We start from the raw sequence: 22,176 nt of genomic DNA, 5'->3' as shown, positions 1-22,176 counted from the left end.
GTCATTGGAACCTTCATCAATCGGTACTACTTTCAAATCTAATGAGACATTACCCTCTAAAGCTCCAAAATTTGCTACTAATCCGGAAATAGATGGGATGATGCAAATAATGCTACAGCACATTGCTGGCATGAAAACCGTTTGGGCTTTTGAACAAACGCGTGCAATTGCTAAACTGTTTGAAAATAATCCGAGTGGCCTGCCACTGCCCGATATGGGTCCTTTTTATTCCCAACCCTTGGAATACACACCAGAAGAAATACTGGCTCAGGGTTTCCTACAAAGACCCTTGGTGTTTCTTGATCCTCGTTATTTAGAGGCGAGTTTGAATTGGGTATTGGATCCTAATCAGTTTCAAGTAGCAGCTTTCATGCGTCCAGTTGAACTGGTGAATATGCTGATAGAAACTGGCAATCCTGATACTAATGCCATGCTCATGAACGTCATGCAAGCTATGCAGCTCAAACCGCGACTGCTAGCAGCTCTCAGTAGTGACAGCCCACAAACTCGCGAAGTAGCCGTTATCTTAATAGGGCAAACAAACGATGCTAATTTCTCAACAGCCCTCAGCCAACTTCTCTTCGATAAAGTCCCTAGTATTCGTCAAGCAGCACTGAAGAGTCTGTTTCAGATTGATTTTGACCACGCTTTACCAGTAGCAACTGAGCTTATCAATGCACGCAATCAGCCTCTAGATGTGCGTCTAACTGTCATCAATCAATTAGGCAATAGTAACTCACTTAAAGCTGCTCCACTGTTACTCACACGTTTTCAAGACGCGAATGAACATGAAGAAATCCGTCAGATAGCAGCCTCTTCTTTAGGGGTTTTAGGAGCCACTGAAGCTATTCCAGTATTTCGTCACGTCCTTAATGATCAAAATGAGCGCACTGAGGCGCGTATTGGTGCAATTGAGGGGCTCAAAGCTTTAAATGATCTGGCTAGTATTGATCTTTTGTTAAATCGTCTACAAGACGCCGAAGAGCGCACCGATGTTCGCAGTACTTGTGCAACTACCTTGGGCGTCTTAACTGCTAACCAGTCTGTGCCACTTTTACTGGAACTTATTGAGCACCCTAACACTGATGAAAATCTCAAGTACTCAGCAATTAGTGCTTTAGCCAATTTACAAGATCCTAATATTATTCCACGCCTAACAGCGTATTTGAAAACCTTGCCAGCAACTACTAGTTTGGCTATGCAACTCTCGTTTACTTTAGACAACCTAAGCCAGCCAGTCGAGCCAGCAGGTTTCAAGAGTACCATCTACTCATCGTTCATGAATGCAGTTAATCCTCAATTATTAAACGATTTTGGGTTAGTAGCATCCATTCCCCAGTATGAACCCATCCATAAACTTACTAATAGCTTAGACCCTAGTGTGAATAGCCAACTCCTTGGCAGCTATACTCAACGCCAAGCCTTGCTGACTGCCATGAGCTTAAGTGATGGCAACCGCAATCCAGCCTTACTGCGCCTTGCTATCGATACGAATATGAGCACCAGCATTCGCGTACAAGCTTTGTTATCCATGCAGTCCACCCCCTATAATCAAACGATTAGTCAAGCTTTAGTAACTTTAACTCAAGACTCTAATCATTTAATTCGTATGCAAAGTATCGATACCTTATTAAAGGTCTCAGAAGGTGAAGACTTACTGCCGTGGTTAAAAACTCAGGGTCTTTCCTCTACTAGTTTGTTGAGTGGCTTAAGCCACTATGTGGCGACTAGCCCACGCACTCAAGCCATTTCAACGCTACTAAGCTTTGCTCAAGATGATCAAAGCCCGCTTCAAACTCCCGCTTATCAACTGTTAGCCGAGCTAAACGCTACCGAAGCGTTGCCAGTGATTCATAGTGGCTTAGACGTTTTAGAGGAGGAATATCAACAATGGCGTCAACTACGTGACCAACAACCCGCTGATTTAAGCGATGCCACAGCCTATGCAAGTTGGCAAACCCAATTGGAGGCAGCCACGCCCAAACATACACACCTCGCTATTTATTATGGCTATGCCTTAGCACAAATGGGCTTTGAACAGGCTCTCGCTGCTTTAAACCATGATTTAGCAGATGTCCGCTTAGGGGCAAGCTTCAGCTTAGGTAAATATGCGAGTGTGCAAGACCTCCAAGCGCTTACTCAAGAGCGTACTAAGCACTCTAATAAACCTCTATTTCAACAAGCTAGCTATCTAGCACTTAATCAAGGCTTGCAGCGTTTAGAACTCACCACTAATCCAGAACAAATCCAAGCCTTAGCTACTTGGCAAGCCCAAACCAAAACACACGCGACTGATCCGATCAATCAGCGTTTAGCTTGGACTTTAACCCTGATTAAACACTATCAACGTATTGATCAGGAATTTACCTCGAACTATCAGTTAAAGCGCAAGTTATAAAACCCTGCGCTAGTTTTGCTTTAAGTCTGCTGAGTTTAAGACTGAGTAGGCTTTAAACCACTGGCGACCTTAAAGTCTTTTGCGGTGTAATAGATTTCCTCATCAGCCATCATCTGATCCAAATCAATGCTAATCGAGCTAGGAAAGCCATAGTTTGGATCATAAGTCACCTGCACACTGGCAGCCGGTCGATTAATCGCATTCCGAATCAGCTTAAACAAATCGTCGATAGTTTTAGCATCTGCTTTGCGTTCAGCGGGTAGAGGTTGGTTTGAGGTGACTAAATCAGCTTGCTGCACTACGCCTTTAAACACCCGAATTGCAATCGGCTGGGTGTATTCTGGGGGACAAAAACAACTAGGCTGTAATTGATAGGCATAATGCTCAGGACGTTTCTGCATCCACAGTGCCTCAGCCGCATCCAAAGCTGCTAAAGCTTTCAAATCCTTTTTCGGCGCTTGGATAGGATTTGCCGCTTCCTGCACAGCACTTAAAGCTTGCTGTGAGCCTTTTATTTCGTATTGTGCAGGGAAAGACTCCATTACTTTTAAGATTTTAAGTTGCCCGGCTGCTTCTAATTCACGAATTTTGGCCTCAACTGGATCAGGTTGCTGGGTTGTTCCAGTAATAGTTAAAACAGTCCAACTGACTTGTTCAACACCCGGTTGAGGCTTGGGCAGCTGACCCGATTCGGAAGCTGTCGTGCAAGCTACTAAGCTAGTTAATAACAGCGCAGGTAATACTAATGATTTCATACTTAATTTTTACTCCTGTTGCTATGCAATAAAACCCCAGCGACTAAACAATCTTGGTATATAATCTTGCACCAAATAACAGTTAAATAGTTTTAAGGTAGTTTTATGAAAATTGCGGTTGCTGGCACTGGTTATGTAGGCCTCTCTAATGCCTTACTTTTAGCCCAACATCACGAAGTCATCGCCCTTGATATTATCCCTGAAAAAGTTGAGTTACTAAATCAAGGCCAATCACCCATCATTGACACAGAAGTCGAAGCTTTTTTAAAACGCACTGACTTAAACTTTCACGCTACTTTGAATAAAGAAGATGCTTATCGCAATGCAGATTTTGTGATCATTGCTACCCCTACGGATTACGATACTCAAACCAATTATTTCAACACACGCTCCGTCGAAGCGGTGGTCAACGATGTAATGGCCTTAAATCCCCACGCAGTGATGGTGATCAAATCAACTATTCCTGTCGGCTATACGGAAAGCTTACGGCAAGCAACGGGTAGTAACAATTTAATTTTTTCCCCGGAATTTTTACGTGAGGGTAAAGCGCTCTATGACAATCTTTACCCCTCACGTATTGTAGTCGGCGAACGCTCTGAACGTGCTGCGACTTTTGCTAAGCTCTTACAAGAAGGGGCGCGCAAAGAGAATATTCCAGTACTGTTCACCGACTCGACGGAAGCAGAGGCTATCAAGTTATTTGCTAATACTTATCTAGCGATGCGGGTAGCTTATTTCAATGAATTAGATACTTATGCCGCTACGCATGGTTTAGATACTCGCCAAATTATCGAAGGTGTCTGTTTAGACCCACGCATTGGGACGCATTATAATAATCCTTCGTTCGGTTATGGTGGCTACTGTTTACCGAAAGATACTAAACAGCTACTTGCCAATTATAACCAAGTACCTCAAAACCTGATTCAAGCGATCGTAGCGTCTAACTCTACGCGTAAAGACTTTGTGGCCGATAGCATTATTCAGCAGCAACCTAAAGTGGTAGGCGTGTATCGCCTGATTATGAAAGCAGGTTCAGACAATTTCCGTGCATCCTCGATTCAAGGAATTATGAAGCGAATTAAAGCCAAAGGTATTCAAGTCGTTTTATATGAGCCTGAATTGCAGGAAGACAGTTTTTTCAACTCCAAAGTGATGCACGACTTGAATGAATTCAAAGCTTTAAGTGAGGTTATTATCGCTAATCGGATGCATCCTGATTTGCAAGATGTCAAAGCTAAAGTTTATACCCGTGATTTATTTGGCAGCGATTAAGCTAAGCAATAGTGACCCTTAGTCGCCTGCCTTAAGCATAAATATCTATTATAACCAAGCCAATCTGGCTTGGTTTCTCATTAGTGTTGGCTATACTTATACTTAATATATCCTGCTTAGAAACCCATCACTTCATAGGTGCTTATCATACCTATTGCTCGTAACCCCTCTATACAAGCTGATTACTGGATCACTCGTGAAGTTGAGGAAGAATTACAGGCTTTGTTAGCTGAGAAGCGGGCTTATGTCGTGCCTATAGTAGACATAGGTACCTACACAAATCGTCGGACAGTCTTTTTGAGGCTGTCCAATTGTTCGGGGGAGTAAACTTCCATGATTTCTAACATGGCTAGCAATGCCCACATTCCATCCAATAAAGCTGGGTAAGTGAAGGGTTGCTTCCGCTTCATTTGCCGACCACTGAGTTTGATCAACAACGCTTTAAGTTCGGCGGCCTCCTGACTATGATCAGCCGCAATCCCCCAAACAGTGACGCACGCCATGCAAGCAACCAGTAATCGCTTGGCGATGGTCAGTGCCGATTCCTGCTGCTAGGATTCCAGTTGGTGCCCGACTGACTTCATCAGTTTGAAGAAAGATTCAATCTGCCAACGCCAGTAATACCAAAGGGCGATAGTGGCTTGGTTTACCTCCGGCACATGGGTCAGCAGGTACCATTCGTCCAGTTGTTCACCGTCCTCGGTGAGGATACGGCTGACCATCAGGCGGGCTTCCACCGGGCTGCCCGGTACTTCCGGCTTAGGGCGTTTCTTGCGGCTGGGTTTGGCGGGGCGAGTCAGGCTAACGGTGGTTTCGGCAACCCATTGTCAGTATGTTCCGCCTTGGTGAGTGACTTGACGGGTTCTCTCAAACGCTAATGTTTCGGTCAGTGTTTTACTGTGAGTGGTCTGCCCCTGATAGGCCAGGCGGGAATGGGCTTTCACCCTGACCAGCCAACGATAACCACCTTGTTCCCATTAACGGATATGACCAACGGAGTCGGCTTCTCGGTCAATGATGTGGACTAGGAGTTTGTCGAAACCCTGTTGTTCCAAGGTATGAATACAGTGAGTGACTTCATCCAGATGCTCTCGGACAGGAGGAGTGTCCGCTGCGTCTGCCTCATAGGTGGAATAACTGCCATCCTGACTGACTAACCGCAACGCCACAGGAGCTAGCGGCTGTCCATCTCGGTCACTCACTAGCAGGCTGCTTTGCAGGTTGTAGCCCACATCATGCTGATACGTCATAGCGTAAGTGTCCGATTTATTAGCCTGTTTTTAGGCCAAACGCGACCAGTCATGGATGCACAGGGCATAAGTATCACACTGTTGTCGATTGGGCAGCTTTTGTCAGAGGAGCCTGCAATACGGGCAGACTAACTGACTCATTGGCGTAAAAACGCCAGGCCGCTTGGGTGCTAGCAAAACTGCTCACTTTGTCCGGCAAGGCTTTTAGCCCCGTACTTAAGGCCGTACCCGTTTTCATGTGCTCTGCCACCAAGCGCTGGTAACGGTCAGACAGACGTTTATCAACGCCAAGAAGATGTTTTTAAAAATCATCCCCCGATTCTCTATGAATCAGGGGAATTTGTGTAGATACCTATGCTCCCTGACCTTGCGTTGACGATAGTACGTTCATGGTTTGACAGGTTAAACCAGTAGCAGGAAAAGCCGGTAACGAGAGTGACGTAAACCAAACCAAGCCCGATCGAGCGATAGGCACCTACTACGCGGTTTCCATGATAGCTCTGGGGCCATGCGCCCCGCGTAAAGAAGCCGGATATACAAATGCAGTTTGGTCTGTCCAATGCCTGTACTTGAGCAAAACCGTTATCAGCAACACAGGGGAAAGACACATCGCATGAAGACAACATGCCCGCCAACAGGATGACTTACACACCGGCATTATCAAGGAGCTTCCCTGCAAGACTCCTCCTTGACAATACCAGCGTTTCAGGCAAAGACATCAGCAGGGGCTGTTGCACCAAAAGGCACAGGGTCTGCGCTTTGAGTAAGGGGGGATTGAATGTTTGCCGGAAAGGAAATGCCAGAAAGAGTTGACTGTGGAGACCATATACTCTTGTTAGCCTTGCTCCAAACGTTCAACATTCGACTCTACTGCACGGATCGTTGGGAAGCTTATCGGCGCTTACTGCCTTCTGAGTTGCACCTGATGACCAAGCGTTACACTCAATCGATTGAACGCCAGAACCTCAATTTTTCCGAACTCGACTGAAACGCTTAGCCCGTCGTACCTTGTGTTTCTCTAAATCCATTGAGGTTCACGATAAGGTCATTGGAGAATTCATTAACCGAACTTTCTTCTACTCTTCTAAAGCATGACCAAAACTACGCCGACTAAACTAATCAGTACAATTCCAAGCCCCGACCAAATCGCATAGGTAATTCCCAAAGGAATGGTGCGCAACGCCAAAGTCATGAAATAAAATGCACTGCCATAGGCAGCAATCATAATTAAAGTCGGCCAAAGCTTAGTAAATTCCGCTGAGTTTCTTAAAGCGCTCGTAGCGATCACTTCAGAGATAATGGCAATCGCCAAATAAAAATAAGACATAAAACCTCAATTAATACAATAGCTAAGGCTGACGCTGCTCTAGCCATGTGCGCTCATCGACTCGTGCTAAATCGTCTAAATCGGCTACTACAGCCATTGGATCATCCACCCACTCTCGCAATAAGGGCGAACCATTGATGACATCAATCGCAAGCTTATCCAGCTCATATTCATAAGGAAAATCACGCCATAAGGGGTAATCGGCTTTTAATAACCGTAAGGCTTTGAAGGCTAAAGCCTGCAGACACCAAGGTTTAAACTGTCGATGCTGATAGCTTGTATCTTCAACATGAATCTGCACACCCACACAGAGTTTACCTACATGCTTATGGAAAGTTGGTTCAAACCAGCACTCGCGCAAGCGGCAACCTTGTAGCCAGTCAGGTGCTAGCTCATGCATCAGTTTCAAGAGCGCTTGCGGATCAATATCGGGTGCACCTAATGCCTTAGTTATTGTTACTGGAAGACCTTATGCTTATGAACGTCAAGAACAAAAATCAGCCTATTGCCAGCAGGCTGATTTATCGCCCATGATTGCAGAGCAAATTCGTGCTTTTGTATCGCCTTGGTATCGGGTCGCCCATCAACCGAATGGCTGGGCAGAACAACAAGCTGAAAAATACGAATTATCTGATGAAATTTTCTCACGCCCCTATTTGCCAGAAATAACGAAGAATGCCATGTTGCTCACTTTATTCATTGACTTGGCTTGGATTATGCAGATATTGGCTTGCTCTCTTCACACGCTAAATTGTATGAAGAGGCGGTGGAGTTGTTATTACAGCGTTGGCATCAGTGTAGTGATCTAATATAACCGGACACATTAATGAGAGACAATAAACGACAAGCATCGAGGTGTCCCTATAACTCAGAAACGCCGTTACAAACACTACCTGAAAGAGTTCAAAGACGAGGCGGTCGCACTGGTGCTGGAACAGGGTTATACCGTGCTGGAGACTGCTAAATCATTAGGGAGTACGGCGAGCCTGTTGTACAGCTTCACGAGCAACTAGTTGAAGTCAAATCGTTAGCCGGAGATGAGCGTGAAGAACTAAAACGCTTGCGCAAAGAAGTTAAGGAGCTGCGCATGGAGAAGGAGATTTTAAAAAAGGCCAGTGCATTCTTCGCGAAAGAAATGAAGTAAAGGTCACTTTTATCAAGGCGGAGTCGACACGTTATCCCGTGCGGATATTGTGCCGAATGCAGGTTGGTAAGTCAGCTTTCTATGCATGGAAGGTTCGGCTACCGACTCTGATGACTGCTGTTGACTTGCATCTGTATCGCCGACCAAAAGAGTTGTTTTGTGCAAGCAGAGGCTGTCTTGGCAGTCGAGAATTGGCGAAAAAATTACGTGAAGAAGGCATTAAAATCAGTCGCGAACGTAAACGTAAGCTGATGAGAAAGCTGAATTTAGTGGTGAAGCAGCGAGTCGCTTACAGGGTGACCACTTAACGAAAGCATGGTGATCCGGTTGCTGATAATCTGCTGAATCAAAACTTCAATCCTGTTGCCGCGAATGAAGTATGGGCGGGCGATATTACCTATCTGAAAACCGCTGAAGGCTGGATGTATTTAGCGATTGTGATGGATTATTTTCGCGTCGGATAGTGGGCTGGCATATGGATAAGCGCATGACGACCGATTTAATTGGTAAGGCGATGATCAAAGCGGTCAACCTCCGACAGCCGCTAAAAGGAGTTGTATTTCACAGCGAGCAAGGCTCGCAGTACACAAGCAAACGCTTCAGAACCTTGTTAGAAAGCTACGGCCTACGCTCATCCATGGGCGATATTGGAGCTTGCTGGGATAACGCAGTGGTTGAGCGCTTTTTTGGAAGCTTGAAGCACGATTGGATCTTCAAAGTTGCACAGCTCACGCGTGATCAGATGAAATCTGATGTGGCGGCTTACATTAAATATTACAACCTAGATCGGCTACACACGGCTAATGGTGGCGTGTCCCCCATTAACTTTGAATCGTCTCAAATTAAAGTGTCCGGTTTTACTTGACCAGTACAGGCGTAATAGTTTTACCGAAAAAAATGGTGTCGTCGTCCCTGCCAGACAGGCATACTCCCATTCTACCTCAGTAGATAAGCCAACAGGTAAATTAGATATTATAACCCAAGTTGCGTGCCTCAATTGAGCAATAATTTGAAACTGAGTGCTAAGATAAAAGACATGAGTTTAATCTCAAAGCCTGTACTGGTCGAAGTATGAATGTGTTTGGGCATAAGCTGTTCTAATAGACTGCCTGTGGTTTCCACCACTTTGCGCTTGAGTGATCGCCAATAGGTGGTGTAAGCAGGAATCGCCCGTTTGGAGTTGCTCTTTCTCAAGGGGGAGGGAATCAAGTTTACTTTAGCCATCTGATCCTCGAAGCGGTAATCATTGTAGGCTTTATCCCCCAGGATTTCAGAGCCTTCAGGCAAATCCAGATCAAATAATGTCAAGGCGTTCACATCACTCATCGAGCCTTCGGTGAAGAAGCACTCGACAGGCTGTCCTGCCTCGGTGACGAGTAGATGGACTTTAAGTCCATAAAAATAGCGCTGCTTACTAGCTTGATAACCGCGCCACTCTTCCCCTTGAAACCGTTGGCAGCGCTGAATGCGCTTATTATGGCACACGGCCATAGGAAAGCTGTCGATGACATAAAGGTGTGAAGGCGAAGGACTATTCCAATAATGCCCAAGGATTTGAAAGAGCCGCCTAATTACCGAAGCTAATTCATGGACTCGACGGTTAAAGCGACTCGTGCTCTCTGGGGAATGTAGCCATGAGCTTTCATAAACTGACAGCTCTTGTCATGATGACCGGAAAAGTAGAGTGCACTCACCACGACTGTGGTGATTACCTCCGCATCGCTCATGCGGCTGGGACTTTCGCGATGACCTCGGTGGTTTAACAGATCGTCACATAAGCAATACAGCGCTATGATCGTCATGTCCATGAGGAACCTCGTTTAAAGCGGTTGTTTTGGTCAATAACACTTTAAACCTTCCTTATGGGCTTTTGCCTTAGTTCGCGCAACTTGGGTTACCTAAGTAAAATTACTTAGGGGCGCTCAAACACCGACTAGCACGCCCTTCCGCGTATTGCGGCAGTTCATCACTGATTACATCCCAATTTGCTTTTGAGCCAACATAGATATGCGCATCGGGTAAACGTTCTAAATCAGAATCTAAGCTACCTAAACTAATTTCAATAACTTCAACCGCGTCGGCAGAGGGTGCAAAGCTTAGACTGGAGCCGCAATGTTTACAAAAGCGGCGCACTGTTCCATTGGGGGCTTGATAAGCAGCGAGTTCCTTTTCACCTTGTATCCAGCGAAAGTTTTCTTGCTTGACTGAGCCAAAGGTTGCAAAAGCAGCCCCGTGAAATTTGCGGCACATGGAGCAGTGGCAATGCGCCATGTTGGCCTCAAACTGGGTTGCAGCATAACGAACTTTGCCGCATAAGCAGCCCCCTTGATAAAGCTTAGTGTCACGCTGCATGCGGATTCCTCAATCGGTTGTCCAACGGAAGCCCAAAGCACCAATCGCTAAAAATACTAAGGACATTGCTAATAAAACTAACAGATGCGGGGCGACCTGCCAAAGCGTTGCACCGTCTAACATAATCGCACGGGCAGCAGTTAGTGTATGGGTTAATGGAGAAAGTTGGCTTAACCCTTGCATGATCGGGTTAGTGCCTTCCATTGAGAACCACACACCAGAAAGCAACATCATCGGCCAAGTCAGCAGATTCAATAGGCCATCGGATAATTCCTCACTTCGCACGCGGCTGGCAACGAGCAAGCCCATCGTAATTAAAGTAAACGTGCCCACTATTAATACGACTAGTAAATCTAAATAGCTACCCTCCATGACGAAGTGCATGAACAGATTCGTCAGGGTAAACACCAAGGTGCTGACACCCACGACTAACACCATCCGTGAGATGATTTGCCCCAGCAGGAATTCAGTCGCGGTCAACGGGGTGGCATTCAGGCGTTTGAGATAACCATTTTTGCGATAGCGCACAATCACATAGCCCACCCCCCACAGGCAATTAAACATCATATTCATGCCTAAAATACCGGGGATCACCCAATCCACATAGCGGATTTGTTGGCCTTGCACGGTTTCTTGGGTGAGCTTAGCGCCCTCACTACTTTTAAGTAGCAGCTCCAGAAAATAGCCTTTAGGTGATTCGGTATTCACCCAATAATGCTGCTGACCGGCGCGTAAATCTATAAGCATATCCACTTGATGCCGCCCGACCTTTTTGACGACGGCCGCTTGTTGATCAGCCGCTACGCTATAGAAATCAATATGCTGGGTCGTAAGGAAAGGATGTAGCTTAGGACTGGGTTCGGCTTCTGTGGCTAAATTATCAGCGATGACCCCGACTTTAAACAAGGGCTGCCCTTCACCGGAAAAAATAAACGCTAACCCTACCACCATCACAATCGGCATCACGAAGCTCCACGAGAGTGCCGAGCGATCACGAATAAATTCAAGGCTACGGGCATAAATCACTGCCCCAATGCGTCGCAGATTCATTGCCGTAGCTCCTTGCCGGTTAATTCCAAGAATAAATCCTCTAAAGTGCGTTGGCGCACTTGTAAACCGGCGAGCGAAGCGCCTGCTTGCAGCAATTCAGCGACGGTTTTATTCACGTCTTGGGTGCTGATTTCAATGCTTGGATTCACTTTAGCTAAGCGCCGATGCGGAATGACTTCAGCCGCTTGGGGGAAGTCTTGTGCAGGCAATTCAATAATCACATCTTGGAAATGCTCGCTGAGTAACTGATCAGGCGAACCTTGGGCAATGATTTTGCCATGATCCATAATTGCAATTTGGTCGCAGAGGTTATAAGCCTCTTCCATATAATGCGTGGTTAGGAGGACAGTTTTGTTCTGCGCTTTAATCCGATTAATCAGCTCCCAGAAATTCAAACGTGCTTGCGGGTCAAGCCCGGTAGTGGGTTCATCCAAAAACACGATTTCTGGATCATTCACTAAAGCAATAGCCAACAGCATGCGTTGGCGTTGTCCACCGGAGAGTTTGCGTGCATCTCGATCCAGATAGGATTCGAGGGCGCAAATCTCAATCAGTTCATCCATCGACCTATTTTTGGGGTAGAGATTACTGAAAAACTTCAGATTCTCGCGCACGGTCAAAAAATCTTGTAACGCGGTGGATTGAAACTGGATACCGACTTCATTTTTAAAGCGCGGCCCCATCGGCTCGCCTTTATACAGAATCTCGCCAGAACTGGGGCGAATAATCCCTTCCATCATTTCAATCGTGGTAGTTTTGCCCGCCCCATTCGGGCCGAGCAGCCCAAAGCAAATGCCGGTCGGAACGGAAAAGTCTACGCCATCGACGGCTTTGACTTTGGGATAATGTTTGCGCAGATTACGCACTTCGAGAATCGGTGTAGTGTTCATGATGGCATTAGAGCGGATTGCCTAAGTGGCTGCAAGAGGGGTGATGTTTGTGTGGTTTTGGCGCACTCCCACCCACCCCGTTCTTCGCCCATACCCTATCAGCAGTCAGCAAGTAGTATTCAGAAAGCAAGAGCAATCAGGGACAATTCACAATCCGAAAACCCAAGTTGTTGTTCCGATTGTGTGGATGATTCCTGTTGCGCACCGCACACCGCAGATGATCGGTGTTATTGTTCCAAGAACCGCCGCGAACTGCTCCAGCCCCTCATGCAGCATAGCGAGAAACGCTTAAAAAATCTGCGGCTGGGCTTTAAGTTTTCACATCAATGACGGACAGGTGGGCAAAAACCAAGAAAGTCGGGCTTTTCGCAGGTTTGAGGCTGGTTTTTCCATTGCTGGCAATGACCAAAAGTATCAGAGCGTTCACAATCGGGGTGAATATTCGCGCAGGCTATGAGGCTACTTAGGCAAATGATCCAGCTCGTGAGTATTTTGATCATCTTAATATAGTGCTTGGTAGTGAATGAATTCGGGTACGACTTGAAGCTTCAGTATAGCCTAGCTGGATGGGTAATGAGTGCTTGCCATTTCCTGTCAAGCTATTGACTGAACAGTCAATCAAACCTAAGCTGTAAGCCCCAAGTGATGGAGATGGCCATGAGCGATCACAAAATATCTGAACGCTTCACTTTTGGTGAGTTGACAGAGGAATCGACACCACTGCGTATTATGCATTCCGCTCTGGAGGAAATCAGCACTAATGGCCTTAGTGGTTTGACCACAAAAGGCATTAGTCAACGTGCCAATTTATCCACCGGCATCATTCATCATTATTTCGATACCAAAGATAATCTAGTTTACGCGGCTTATGTGTATTTAGTGCGCGATTTGCATCAATCCAGTTTGGCTATCTTTCGTTCAGAGGCTGACCCGAAAAAGCGTCTACAAGCGATGATTCGCATGAATTTTTCCTCGGTGCATATCTCTCCCGAAGCGCGTGATGTATGGCCACAATTTTGGGCACAAGCGGCGCATGATGAGCGCACTGCTCGCCTTTTACGGGTGTATTATCGACGTTTTCACAGCAATCTAGCCCATGATTTTCGTGCTTTATTGGGTGATCGCGATAAGTCCCAAGAAGCTGCCAATCTCTTATTAGCCAGCATTCACGGCGTTTGGTTTTTGCATCGGTTTAGCGATAGCCCTAAGCAAATGGAGCAAGCGGTGGCTTTAATTGAGCAGAACCTCGAATTATTGCTCAACCGCCCATAATAAATTCTAAAGCTTCAATAATTTCTAAATCCGGCTTATGAAAGAATATCCCCTGATCAGGTTTATCAGGGTGCATCCCGCGCAGGAATAAATAAAATACTCCACCAAAATGGGTATCCCAAGTATAATCCACTAAACGCTGTTTTAAATAACGGTGCAAAGCCACACAATAAATAAGATATTGCAAATAATAATGGGCATCCGCCATGGCTTGCATCAGTTGAGGGGCAGAATAAGCATCCGGTTCCTCACCTAGCCAATTCGATTTATAGTCCACTAGGTAATATTGATCTTGCCAACGGAACACTAAATCAATATAGCCTTTCATATAGCCTTTTAAGTCTTGGAATTCCAAGCGTTCGATGGCGGCTCGAATCGGTTGCCAAGCGGCCTCGTCGGGTAAAAAGTGCAGCACTAATTTAAGTTGCTCAGGTTTAAGTTGCTGGACTGGGAAGTAAAACTCTAATTCATCTAAGCGATTTTTCTTGTCTAAGCAGCTTAGAGAAAAGTGATGGAGTGGCGGCAAAGGTGTATCTAAGGCAGGTTGCAATAAGTGGATGGCGGCGGTTTGTAGTTCAGAGCTAAAACCTTGGCTACGCAAACCTTTGATGATGACACTATCTAATTGTTCCACTAATGGCTGTTGAAAATCAGCTTGTTGCAACAGGCTATGTAGGCAAATGCCCGCACGTGCACCACTGGGGAAAGTGTTTAAATCCAGTGCTTGCGGCGTATTGCTATACAGTTCAATAGCAATAGGACGGTCATGATCAGGTTTTTCATCATGTGAGCCTTGTGCTAGGCTACTAAAACTACCCACACGTAAGATTTCAGCTAAGGGTTGTCTGAATGAGCGGCAGTGAAAGCGGGTTTGCATCCGAGGGGCTTGATAGCGTAGCGCCTCTTGCTCAACAGGTACAGGTTCATAGCTGATGCAGCCTTGCGAGTTTGCCGCCAAGTCTTGTAAAGCTTGTTGCATTAATTGTTGGCGTAAAGCGACTTTATCGGCTTTACCGATGGTACAGAGAATATGTTCACTTTCAGGTAAATAGCCGAACAGCAGCCAAGCGAGCGCCGTGTCATAGCTAAAGGTTTTATAGCTAACGGCGGCACTCAAATTCACAATCGTGCAGTGATATTGAGCGCGGGTAATCGCTACATATAAGAGCCGTAAATTCTCACTGCGTTCCTCAGCGCGTCGTGCTTGTTTGGCTGCTTCAAGATTTAAGAGGCTAGCTTGCAAACAGCTTTGTTGATTCGCGGTATCATACCAAGCAAACCATTGTTTTTTAATCTCGCGCTCTTGGTCATTCCATAAAAAGGGGCAGTAAATGATTTTGTACTGCAAGCCTTTACTTTTATGGATGGTAACAATCTGTACTAAATTTTCATCACTTTCTAAACGCAGTTGATGTTCTTCATTCGTTTGTTCCGTAGCACGTCGTTGCAACCAACGTAAAGTCGTGTGTAAGCTCGGTGCTTGTTTACGGGTCTCTACATGAATTAGCTCCGCCAAGTGCAAGAGATTCGTTAAGCGGCGTTCACCATCGACATAAGCCAACAGGCGAGCACGCACCTTACGTTTATCCAACCAATCACGAAACATGCGCATAAAGCCATGCTTTTGCCAGAGATATTGCCAGTGGAAAAAGTCCTCTAACTCAGCATCAAACAGGGCTGGACTAGCATCCAAGGCTAATAAAGTTTGTGCAGTCCCTCCCATGAGTTCGGTGACTAAAGCACGGCGTAGTTTGCTGATTTGGCTCGGTTCTGCAATCGCGCTTAAGACTAAACGCAACTCTTCGGCTTCTTCGGTTTCAAAAATTCCTTTGGGTGATTTCTGCACACTAGCAATCCCGCAAGCTTGGAGTGCTTCTTTAATCATGCGGCCTTGGCGATGACTGCGTACTAGCACCGCGAAATCGCCACTTGTTAAGGCTTGATCACCAATCGTTGCTTGACCTTGTTGCGCTTGAAGTAGCAGACGCGCAATATCATTCGCGACCGCTTGGGCAACCGCCAGTTGAACTTCGCCTAGGCTGCATTCATGCTGCGGGTCGCCTTGAAAATCCCAAATTCGCAGGGGTGCAAGTGAGGGTTCGCAAACAAGTTCATGGTTGACTGTACCCCCACTACTGACTGTTTCGTAAGCAATCCGCTGGTCATTGCGAAACGGATCAGGTGAGCGTGCATACAGTAAATTAAAAGCCTCTAAGAGTTTGGGGTGTGAGCGGAAATTACGCGCTAAAGTATAGCGTTGGCTGTGCTGTACACTATTGGCTGCTTGCAAATAGGTGTAAATATCTGCCCCACGAAAGCTATAAATCGCCTGTTTAGGGTCGCCAACATAATAGACTTGGCCTTGGGTATTGCGATAAATACGCTCAAACACATCATATTGAATGGGGTCAGTGTCTTGGAATTCATCAATCAAAGCCACTTGATATTGTTCGGCTATTTGAGTTGCTAAAGCAGGCCGCTGCTGGAGCGCGGTTTGCAAATTCACCAAGAGATCATCAAAGGTTAATTGGCCTTTTAAACGTTTCCGTTCAGGTAACTGTTCGCGTAACCAGACTAATAAATCATGGCGGAGTTGCTCTAGGGCTAGAGTTTGTACTTCAAGCAATTGCGCGCAGGGTACTAATAACTCATCTATTAAATCAAAAAAGCGATGCTGGGGTGATTCTTGTTTGGCTTTAGTGCCTGCCATTAAGGCTTGAGTACCAAGTTTAGCGAGTAGCTCTTGGTGTTCCGCTTCAAGTTTGCCAGATAGAATCGCTGTCCAAGCAGCCAAGGCTTTTTGGATAGTTAAGGGACCATGAGTCTTCTGATTTAAGCGTTGTTTATCATTCAGTAATTGAATAATGGCTGTTTGGTCTTGCGTCCAAACTAAGCTAGCTTGCTGAAGAAGAATCTCATAATGCTGTTTTAAAGCCTTAAATTCGGCTTCTGAGTAGTTCTGAGCGCGGATAATTTGCAGATACGGACGACCAATAAATTCAGCCACTTCTTGCAGAAGAGTTTCAGGGGTAATTTTATTGGTACTGAGGACTAGGGCATCTAAAGCATTGGGGTAGACTAAGCGTTGTTGCCAAAATTGATCAGTTAATTGCAACTGTAAATCAGCTTCACTGGCGACTAATTCGCTTTCAAAGGGAATACCAACTTCAAAGGCATGTTGCTGCAAAACTCGCTGGCAAAAGCTGTGAATAGTAAATACGGCTGCCTCATCAAAGCTTAATAAAGCGCGCTGTAAATACCATAGGCGTTCGGTATCAGCAGGGTATTGCTCTAATAAAGTTTGGTATTCATGGCTAGCTAATTCGGGCTGCTCATAAGCAGCTACCGCTTCTTTTAAACGCGCTCGAATCCGCGAACGCAATTCATCGGTGGCAGCACGCGTATAAGTGACGACCAGAATCTTATCGACGGTGAGGTGTTGTTCTAAAATTAAACGCAAATAAAGGAGCGAAATCGTCCAAGTCTTACCCGTACCTGCGCTGGCTTGGATAAGATTTTTACCACTTAAGGGAAGTTTGAAGGGATCAAGAGCTTGCATCGGCTTATTTTATCGCGAGCACTCGGTAGACAGCTAACAATAAAATTTTTTCTTTAGCTGTCAACCTCATAGAGAATTAAGCGTTAATATGGTTAAGCTGGTGTTCAGTGAGTTCTAAGTGACTCAGCTCTGAATACCAGCTTTTTTCACACAGGTACATGGATGTGCCTGAAGTGCACTGTTCTTTGATATGGAGATCGTATAATGAAATCAGTTCTTGTTCCTTTTGCTGCAGTTGTTGTGTTAACCATGACAGGTTCTGTATTTGCAGGCGCTCCGGCTGAGCCTGAGGCTAAACCTAGTGTTAGCGTAGAGCCGATTGCTGCACCGACTGAAGTGAAAGCTGAGCCAACGGTATGCATACCTACTGCTCAAAAGGCTTGTGAAACAACAGAGGTCAAAGTAGAGACTGAAGAAGCTCCGGCTACTGAAGTCAAAGTTGAGACCAAAGAGGCTCCGGCTACTGAAGTCAAAGTTGAAGCTACCCCCGGGCAACCTGCTGAACTACCAGTCGTTGATAAACCTACCCAAAGCTAAGGCTTAGCCGATCTTGCTTAATACTGATGAATAACAATAAGTGTTAGTCAGTTGTTGATTACCCTTTCTGCTCTGGAAAGGGTTTTTAGGAGAGTAAATGCAAGCGCCGTCTTAAAACCCGTGCACTCATCGTGTCCAAATTATCTGGCAGAAAAATAACAACCTGCATTTTTCCTTGTACTTGCAGATGTAAAATTATTGTTAGTCTTGAACTAAAATGCTGAATCAATTTAACGGCTTGTAGTTTGCCTTCAACGGATAATATTTCCCAACCACCGGTTTCTCGCCAAATTAAAGTGCTAAAGTTTCTATGGCCTAAACTCAGTTGTGAACGCCATTCATAGAAACTAATCAGGCTAATGAATAGGATTAAACCCCATTTCCAAAACCAACTTAGTGGCATGAAGCAGACGCTCGTGAGTACAAATAGGTTTATCATTAGCATGAAGCTGAGCAGCAGACGAGAGGGTAGCAATCTGAGGACTAGCTCTGCTTCAAATACCTGAGCAGAGCTAAGTGCGCGTGACATGCGTCAACAATCCAGCACTTTTAGAAGCTTGCGTAAACGCTCCATTCCAATGATTAAGTTTTGATGGATTACCTGCATGGTAATTTCACTAAGCGTTTTGCCGGCTGCCCAATTGGCAACCACTGAACAACTGGCATAGCTTAAGCCGAGTTCCTTAGCTAAAGCCGCTTCAGGCATGGCGGTCATACCGACTAAATCACAACCATCCCTTTCAAGACGCAGAATTTCTGCAGCACTTTCTAAACGAGGGCCTTGAGTCGCGGCATAAGTACCACCATCAATTAAGTCAAGCTGTGCTTGTTTGCCAGCAGCAAGTAAAGCTTGGCGTAGCTCTGTACAATAAGGTTGCGAAAAATCAATATGCGTGACTGAGGTCAAGCCTTCATCAAAGAAGGTATGCGCCCGCCCATAGGTATAATCAATAATTTGATTAGGAATCACTAAAGACTGCGGTGTCATTTGGGCAGTAATTCCACCCACAGCACCCACTGCGACCACATTTTTAACGCCAATACTATGCAGCGCCCAAATATTCGCACGATAGTTAATTCGATGCGGTGGAATATTATGCGTATAGCCGTGACGCGCCAAGAAGGCAATACGCTTTTCTCCGATCACACCATGGGTAATTTGCCCAGAGGGTTCGCCATAAGGGGTGTGTACCACTTCACGATGAATCACTTCTAGGCCTTCGATAGCAGTGAGACCCGTACCGCCAATCACTGCAAATGCAATTTTCGTTTCGCTCATGCCCTCATCCTATCATTTCTTGGTTTCTGTATTGTTAACAGCGCTTAAGCTAAATGGCTAATTTCCTCGACAGTCTGTTGCCAATAAGTCTGTTCTAATAAAGCAGAGCGATTCATAAAAGACGTGCCTAACATACTTTGCAAACGTTTAGCTGAAGCTTCTGAGGTTTGTAGCTTAACTTGATCCAAGATTTCAATAATGCCCGCCCGTTTATTACAAGCCAGAATCATATCGCAGCCTGCTGCTAAAGCCGCTTCAGCCCGCTCGGCATAGCCACCAACCACACCTGCAGCTTCCATACTTAGATCATCGCTAAAAATCACGCCTTCAAATCCGAGTTGAGTGCGCAAAATATCTTGCAGCCAAATCCGTGAAAAACCTGCGGGTTGTGTATCCACTTGCTCATAAATCACATGAGCTGGCATGACGGCATTTAAGCCCTGCTGCATCAGCCTAGCGAAGGGCAGAACATCAGCTTGCATAATCTGTTCTTTAGGACGTAAATCTAGGGGAATCGCTAAGTGGGAATCGGCTTCAACAAATCCATGCCCCGGGAAGTGCTTACCTGTTGAGGCCATACCTGCTTCACGCATGCCACTGATATAGGCTCCCGCGAGTTCAGTAACAATCTCTGGATTTTGATGAAAGGCACGGTCGCCAATCACTTGGCTGACCCCATAATTCAAGTCTAATACCGGTGCGAAGCTAATATCTATATCAACGGCACGCACTTCTGCCGCCATTAGCCAGCCCGTGCGATAAGCCAGTTGACGCGCTTCAAGAGGATTTTGGGTATAGCTCTCACCTAGTTTGGCAATGGCAGGGAGTCGGGTAAATTGCTTGCGAAAACGCTGCACGCGCCCCCCTTCGTGATCAACCGCTAAGAGCAAAGGGCGTTGTGCCGCCATGCGTACTAATTTCACTAAAGCCGTGAGTTGCTGCACAGATTCATAATTGCGGGTGAAAAAAATTACACCACCAATCGCTGGGTGCGCTAATAAATCCACTTCTTCAGCACTCAAATCAGTGCCGGTTAAATCCATCATTAAACTGCCAATCGGCATGAGCTTCAGCTCCTGTTTTAAAATTATTTTCTGAGCTAAACAGTGTAGCGCGATCTGCCTAGAGATGCTGCCGCTTTAAGCGCCTAAGCGATCTTGCAAAATCATTTCGGCGGCTTTAGTGGCTAACATAATAGTCGGTGAGCTGGTGTTTCCAGAGGTAATCGTAGGCATAATCGAGGCATCCACCACGCGTAAGCCTTGCACACCGCGTACTTGTAAACGACTATCCGTAACGGCGCTGAGATCATCTGCCCGCCCCATTTTGCAAGTACCCACCGGGTGAAAAATGGTTGTACCAATCTTGCCCGCTGCTATCACTAATTCTTCTGTGCTTTGATAAGCAGAGCCGGGTAAATATTCTTCTGGTTGGTAAGGCTGTAGCGCTGCTTGGCTAGCGATTTTGCGGGTTAATTGAATCGCTTGTGCGGCCTTAATCCGATCCACTTCAGCCGTCAAGTAACAAGGTGCAATCAACGGTGCGCTATTCGGATCAGCATCAGCAATTTTAATCCAACCGCGTGATGCTGGGCGTAGATCACAGACACTGGCGGTAAAGGCTGGAAAATCATGTAAAGGGTCGCCGAATTTATCCAAAGACAAAGGTTGGACATGATATTCCAAATCAGGCGTTGCTACGCAGTCATCGGAGCGCGCAAATAGACCAAGCTGGCTCGGCGCCATCGTCAACGGCCCTTTACGCATCAAGGCGTATTCCAAACCCATCTTGGCTTTGCCTTGCCAAGTTTTCACGGTTTGATTTAGGGTTTGAATACCTTGAACTTTATAAATACTGCGTAGTTGTAGATGATCTTGCAGATTATTCCCCACACCCGGGGAGTTCAGCAGCACAGGAATCCCTTTCTCTTGTAAGAAGGCTGCATCTCCAATCCCTGAACGCTGTAAAATAGCCGGAGAACCTATCGAGCCTGCGGATAAAATCGTTTCAATTCGGCTCTGAGCTTGGCAAAGTTCGCCATGCAAATAAAACTGTAGGCCCGTCGCGCGTTTATCGGTAAACACTACTTTATCGCTAAGTGCGCCAGTGAGGATCAGGAGATTTTTGCGTCCACGTGCAGGTTTTAAAAAGCCACGAGCTGCACTCCAACGCATCCCGAATTTTTGATTGACCTCAAACTGGCTCACCCCTTCATTATTGCCGGTGTTGAAATCAACCGTATTAGGGATACCCGCTTGGTTGGCGGCTTCGGCAAAGCGGTCAAGAATATCCCAAGATAAGCGCTGCTGAGCGACCTGCCATTCGCCATCGACGCCATGAAATTCACTTTCACCGCGCCAATAATTCTCAACAGCTTTGAAACTGGGTAAAACTGCTTGCCACGACCAACGCGAGTCACCGGTGAGTGCCGCCCATTCATCATAATCCCGGGCTTGGCCGCGCATATAGATCATGGCATTAATTAAGGTACTGCCACCTAAACCTTTACCGCGCGCGTAAATAATCGAACGCCCATTTAAACCGGGTTCGACTTGAGTTTTATAACACCAGTCAGTGCGTGGATTATTAATACAGAATAGATAGCCCACTGGGATTTTAGTCCAAATCCAGCGCTCATCATTACCAGCTTCGAGAAGTAATACGCGTAGGGCTGGATTAGCGGATAAGCGATTTGCCAGTACGCAGCCTGCAGCACCGCCACCGGCAATAATATAATCGAAGCTGCCAAAATCGCGCATAAGGCTTTCCTAGTTTTTTGATGGTAGCGCGAGTTTAGCTGAATCTGCCCAACAAGCGTAATGGGTCTAACTAGATTTTCGCCAGTTAGGCAACCATTGTAAGGGTGCTTCTTTTTTCACCCAAATATAAAGGGTAGAAGCACTATCCCCACAGCCACCACACGAGCCTGAGCCACAACTCGCTGTTTGTGGACGAATTTTGCCTTGGTTTTGCCAATAATTAAGGGCAAATTCTGCGGTATCGTAGGCAATATCAAAATGTATAGCCACCTCTTTGACACTGGCTGTACCGCGTTGCTGCAGATAGCTGCGAATATCTTTCAAGAGCATAG

The 22,176-nt window shown here is 46.0% G+C and carries 21 protein-coding genes and 4 pseudogenes; 7 read left to right on the top strand and 18 right to left on the bottom strand.

Annotated elements, in window-relative coordinates; genetic code table 11:
• Window positions 1-2,398: HEAT repeat domain-containing protein (locus Q0307_RS08355; RefSeq protein WP_298659355.1), on the top strand; the 2,398-nt coding region annotated here is incomplete at its 5' end.
• A gap of 35 nt (window positions 2,399-2,433) precedes the next feature.
• Here Q0307_RS08355 and Q0307_RS08350 read toward each other — a convergent pair.
• Entirely contained in the window at window positions 2,434-3,153 is a 720-nt protein-coding gene (locus Q0307_RS08350) for a DUF6174 domain-containing protein (RefSeq protein WP_298659352.1), read from the bottom strand.
• 105 nt (window positions 3,154-3,258) lie between these two features.
• On the opposite strand from Q0307_RS08350, the gene Q0307_RS08345 reads away from it, so the two are divergent.
• Window positions 3,259-4,425: a nucleotide sugar dehydrogenase gene (locus tag Q0307_RS08345; protein ID WP_298659349.1), complete on the top strand. Its 1,167-nt coding sequence runs from the start codon at window positions 3,259-3,261 to the stop codon at window positions 4,423-4,425.
• Window positions 4,426-4,697: 272 nt separating this feature from the next.
• On the opposite strand, the gene Q0307_RS08340 is transcribed toward Q0307_RS08345, so the two are convergent.
• The 4 genes from Q0307_RS08340 to Q0307_RS08325 form a co-directional block, all read right to left on the bottom strand.
• Entirely contained in the window at window positions 4,698-4,928 is a 231-nt protein-coding gene (locus Q0307_RS08340) for a hypothetical protein (protein WP_298659346.1), read from the bottom strand.
• 48 nt (window positions 4,929-4,976) lie between these two features.
• Window positions 4,977-5,147, bottom strand: coding sequence for a hypothetical protein (locus Q0307_RS08335; protein ID WP_298659343.1), 171 nt, complete (start codon window positions 5,145-5,147; stop codon window positions 4,977-4,979).
• Window positions 5,148-5,402: 255 nt separating this feature from the next.
• Window positions 5,403-5,675: a hypothetical protein gene (locus Q0307_RS08330; protein ID WP_298659340.1), complete on the bottom strand. Its 273-nt coding sequence runs from the start codon at window positions 5,673-5,675 to the stop codon at window positions 5,403-5,405.
• Between the two features lie 73 nt (window positions 5,676-5,748).
• A complete protein-coding gene (locus tag Q0307_RS08325; protein WP_298659337.1) occupies window positions 5,749-5,913 on the bottom strand; it encodes a hypothetical protein in 165 nt (54 codons plus the stop codon).
• Between the two features lie 594 nt (window positions 5,914-6,507).
• On the opposite strand from Q0307_RS08325, the pseudogene Q0307_RS08320 reads away from it, so the two are divergent.
• A pseudogene (locus tag Q0307_RS08320) lies at window positions 6,508-6,770 on the top strand (IS1 family transposase); the annotation flags it as partial.
• Window positions 6,771-6,780: 10 nt separating this feature from the next.
• Here the strand turns inward: Q0307_RS08320 and Q0307_RS08315 are convergent.
• Both Q0307_RS08315 and Q0307_RS08310 read right to left on the bottom strand, forming a co-directional pair.
• Window positions 6,781-7,002: pseudogene (locus Q0307_RS08315) on the bottom strand (multidrug efflux SMR transporter); the annotation flags it as partial.
• A gap of 22 nt (window positions 7,003-7,024) precedes the next feature.
• Window positions 7,025-7,456: an exo-beta-N-acetylmuramidase NamZ domain-containing protein gene (locus tag Q0307_RS08310; RefSeq protein WP_298659361.1), complete on the bottom strand. Its 432-nt coding sequence runs from the start codon at window positions 7,454-7,456 to the stop codon at window positions 7,025-7,027.
• Window positions 7,457-7,532: 76 nt separating this feature from the next.
• Between Q0307_RS08310 and Q0307_RS08305 the strand changes: the two genes are divergently transcribed.
• Both Q0307_RS08305 and Q0307_RS08300 read left to right on the top strand, forming a co-directional pair.
• Window positions 7,533-7,811, top strand: coding sequence for a hypothetical protein (locus tag Q0307_RS08305; RefSeq protein ID WP_298659332.1), 279 nt, complete (start codon window positions 7,533-7,535; stop codon window positions 7,809-7,811).
• 54 nt (window positions 7,812-7,865) lie between these two features.
• Window positions 7,866-9,011 (top strand): annotated as a pseudogene (locus Q0307_RS08300) (IS3 family transposase).
• Between the two features lie 128 nt (window positions 9,012-9,139).
• Here Q0307_RS08300 and Q0307_RS08295 read toward each other — a convergent pair.
• The 5 genes and pseudogenes from Q0307_RS08295 to Q0307_RS19060 all read right to left on the bottom strand — a co-directional run.
• On the bottom strand, window positions 9,140-9,802 hold the full coding sequence (locus Q0307_RS08295) for an IS982 family transposase (protein WP_298659358.1): 663 nt from the start codon (window positions 9,800-9,802) through the stop codon (window positions 9,140-9,142).
• Window positions 9,803-10,054: 252 nt separating this feature from the next.
• Entirely contained in the window at window positions 10,055-10,498 is a 444-nt protein-coding gene (locus tag Q0307_RS08290; RefSeq protein ID WP_298659330.1) for a GFA family protein, read from the bottom strand.
• A gap of 9 nt (window positions 10,499-10,507) precedes the next feature.
• On the bottom strand, window positions 10,508-11,548 hold the full coding sequence (locus Q0307_RS08285) for an ABC transporter permease (RefSeq protein WP_298659327.1): 1,041 nt from the start codon (window positions 11,546-11,548) through the stop codon (window positions 10,508-10,510).
• Entirely contained in the window at window positions 11,545-12,438 is an 894-nt protein-coding gene (locus Q0307_RS08280; protein ID WP_298659324.1) for an ABC transporter ATP-binding protein, read from the bottom strand. The genes Q0307_RS08285 and Q0307_RS08280 overlap by 4 nt, the downstream gene beginning before the upstream one ends.
• A gap of 136 nt (window positions 12,439-12,574) precedes the next feature.
• Window positions 12,575-12,682, bottom strand: a pseudogene (locus Q0307_RS19060) (hypothetical protein); the annotation flags it as partial.
• Between the two features lie 413 nt (window positions 12,683-13,095).
• On the opposite strand from Q0307_RS19060, the gene betI reads away from it, so the two are divergent.
• Window positions 13,096-13,710 carry a transcriptional regulator BetI gene (betI, locus tag Q0307_RS08275; protein WP_298659321.1) on the top strand — a complete coding sequence of 205 codons (615 nt, stop codon included), beginning with the start codon at window positions 13,096-13,098 and terminating at the stop codon, window positions 13,708-13,710.
• Here the strand turns inward: betI and recB are convergent.
• Window positions 13,697-17,269 (bottom strand): exodeoxyribonuclease V subunit beta, encoded by a 3,573-nt coding sequence (gene recB / locus Q0307_RS08270; RefSeq protein WP_298659318.1) that lies wholly within the window; start codon window positions 17,267-17,269, stop codon window positions 13,697-13,699. The two genes, betI and recB, sit on opposite strands and share 14 nt — an antisense overlap.
• A 204-nt stretch (window positions 17,270-17,473) precedes the next feature.
• Between recB and Q0307_RS08265 the strand changes: the two genes are divergently transcribed.
• Window positions 17,474-17,806, top strand: a complete 333-nt coding sequence (locus tag Q0307_RS08265) for a hypothetical protein (protein WP_298659315.1) — start codon at window positions 17,474-17,476, stop codon at window positions 17,804-17,806.
• Between the two features lie 85 nt (window positions 17,807-17,891).
• Here Q0307_RS08265 and Q0307_RS08260 read toward each other — a convergent pair whose 3' ends face one another.
• The 5 genes from Q0307_RS08260 to Q0307_RS08240 form a co-directional block, all read right to left on the bottom strand.
• The gene (locus tag Q0307_RS08260; protein ID WP_298659312.1) at window positions 17,892-18,209 is read right to left on the bottom strand and encodes a hypothetical protein; all 318 of its coding nucleotides are present in this window, start codon (window positions 18,207-18,209) and stop codon (window positions 17,892-17,894) included.
• Window positions 18,210-18,338: 129 nt separating this feature from the next.
• Window positions 18,339-19,085 (bottom strand): S-methyl-5'-thioinosine phosphorylase, encoded by a 747-nt coding sequence (locus Q0307_RS08255; RefSeq protein WP_298659309.1) that lies wholly within the window; start codon window positions 19,083-19,085, stop codon window positions 18,339-18,341.
• 44 nt (window positions 19,086-19,129) lie between these two features.
• On the bottom strand, window positions 19,130-20,149 hold the full coding sequence (gene nagZ / locus Q0307_RS08250) for a beta-N-acetylhexosaminidase (protein WP_298659307.1): 1,020 nt from the start codon (window positions 20,147-20,149) through the stop codon (window positions 19,130-19,132).
• Between the two features lie 75 nt (window positions 20,150-20,224).
• On the bottom strand, window positions 20,225-21,844 hold the full coding sequence (locus tag Q0307_RS08245) for a GMC family oxidoreductase N-terminal domain-containing protein (protein WP_298659304.1): 1,620 nt from the start codon (window positions 21,842-21,844) through the stop codon (window positions 20,225-20,227).
• Between the two features lie 66 nt (window positions 21,845-21,910).
• Window positions 21,911-22,174 carry a FeoC-like transcriptional regulator gene (locus Q0307_RS08240; protein WP_298659302.1) on the bottom strand — a complete coding sequence of 88 codons (264 nt, stop codon included), beginning with the start codon at window positions 22,172-22,174 and terminating at the stop codon, window positions 21,911-21,913.
• Between the last annotated feature and the right edge of the window lie 2 nt (window positions 22,175-22,176).

The sequence above is a fragment of the uncultured Thiothrix sp. genome (assembly GCF_937873765.1).
In the GTDB taxonomy this organism is placed as follows: domain Bacteria; phylum Pseudomonadota; class Gammaproteobacteria; order Thiotrichales; family Thiotrichaceae; genus Thiolinea.
The sequence above is the reverse complement of the archived record's forward strand: the minus strand, read 5'-3'. Positions and strand labels throughout refer to the sequence as shown.

What these genes read in the sequence shown, in the direction of transcription:
- Q0307_RS08350 (WP_298659352.1), bottom strand. Translation starts at nt 3,153, where the DNA reads ATGAAATCATTAGTATTACCTGCGCTGTTATTAACTAGCTTAGTAGCT.
- Q0307_RS08345 (WP_298659349.1), top strand. Translation starts at nt 3,259, where the DNA reads ATGAAAATTGCGGTTGCTGGCACTGGTTATGTAGGCCTCTCTAATGCC.
- Q0307_RS08340 (WP_298659346.1), bottom strand. Translation starts at nt 4,928, where the DNA reads ATGGCGTGCGTCACTGTTTGGGGGATTGCGGCTGATCATAGTCAGGAG.
- Q0307_RS08335 (WP_298659343.1), bottom strand. Translation starts at nt 5,147, where the DNA reads ATGGTCAGCCGTATCCTCACCGAGGACGGTGAACAACTGGACGAATGG.
- Q0307_RS08330 (WP_298659340.1), bottom strand. Translation starts at nt 5,675, where the DNA reads ATGACGTATCAGCATGATGTGGGCTACAACCTGCAAAGCAGCCTGCTA.
- Q0307_RS08325 (WP_298659337.1), bottom strand. Translation starts at nt 5,913, where the DNA reads ATGAAAACGGGTACGGCCTTAAGTACGGGGCTAAAAGCCTTGCCGGAC.
- Q0307_RS08305 (WP_298659332.1), top strand. Translation starts at nt 7,533, where the DNA reads ATGATTGCAGAGCAAATTCGTGCTTTTGTATCGCCTTGGTATCGGGTC.
- Q0307_RS08290 (WP_298659330.1), bottom strand. Translation starts at nt 10,498, where the DNA reads ATGCAGCGTGACACTAAGCTTTATCAAGGGGGCTGCTTATGCGGCAAA.
- Q0307_RS08285 (WP_298659327.1), bottom strand. Translation starts at nt 11,548, where the DNA reads ATGAATCTGCGACGCATTGGGGCAGTGATTTATGCCCGTAGCCTTGAA.
- Q0307_RS08280 (WP_298659324.1), bottom strand. Translation starts at nt 12,438, where the DNA reads ATGAACACTACACCGATTCTCGAAGTGCGTAATCTGCGCAAACATTAT.
- betI (WP_298659321.1), top strand. Translation starts at nt 13,096, where the DNA reads ATGAGCGATCACAAAATATCTGAACGCTTCACTTTTGGTGAGTTGACA.
- recB (WP_298659318.1), bottom strand. Translation starts at nt 17,269, where the DNA reads ATGCAAGCTCTTGATCCCTTCAAACTTCCCTTAAGTGGTAAAAATCTT.
- Q0307_RS08265 (WP_298659315.1), top strand. Translation starts at nt 17,474, where the DNA reads ATGAAATCAGTTCTTGTTCCTTTTGCTGCAGTTGTTGTGTTAACCATG.
- Q0307_RS08260 (WP_298659312.1), bottom strand. Translation starts at nt 18,209, where the DNA reads ATGCCACTAAGTTGGTTTTGGAAATGGGGTTTAATCCTATTCATTAGC.
- Q0307_RS08255 (WP_298659309.1), bottom strand. Translation starts at nt 19,085, where the DNA reads ATGAGCGAAACGAAAATTGCATTTGCAGTGATTGGCGGTACGGGTCTC.
- nagZ (WP_298659307.1), bottom strand. Translation starts at nt 20,149, where the DNA reads ATGCCGATTGGCAGTTTAATGATGGATTTAACCGGCACTGATTTGAGT.
- Q0307_RS08245 (WP_298659304.1), bottom strand. Translation starts at nt 21,844, where the DNA reads ATGCGCGATTTTGGCAGCTTCGATTATATTATTGCCGGTGGCGGTGCT.
- Q0307_RS08240 (WP_298659302.1), bottom strand. Translation starts at nt 22,174, where the DNA reads ATGCTCTTGAAAGATATTCGCAGCTATCTGCAGCAACGCGGTACAGCC.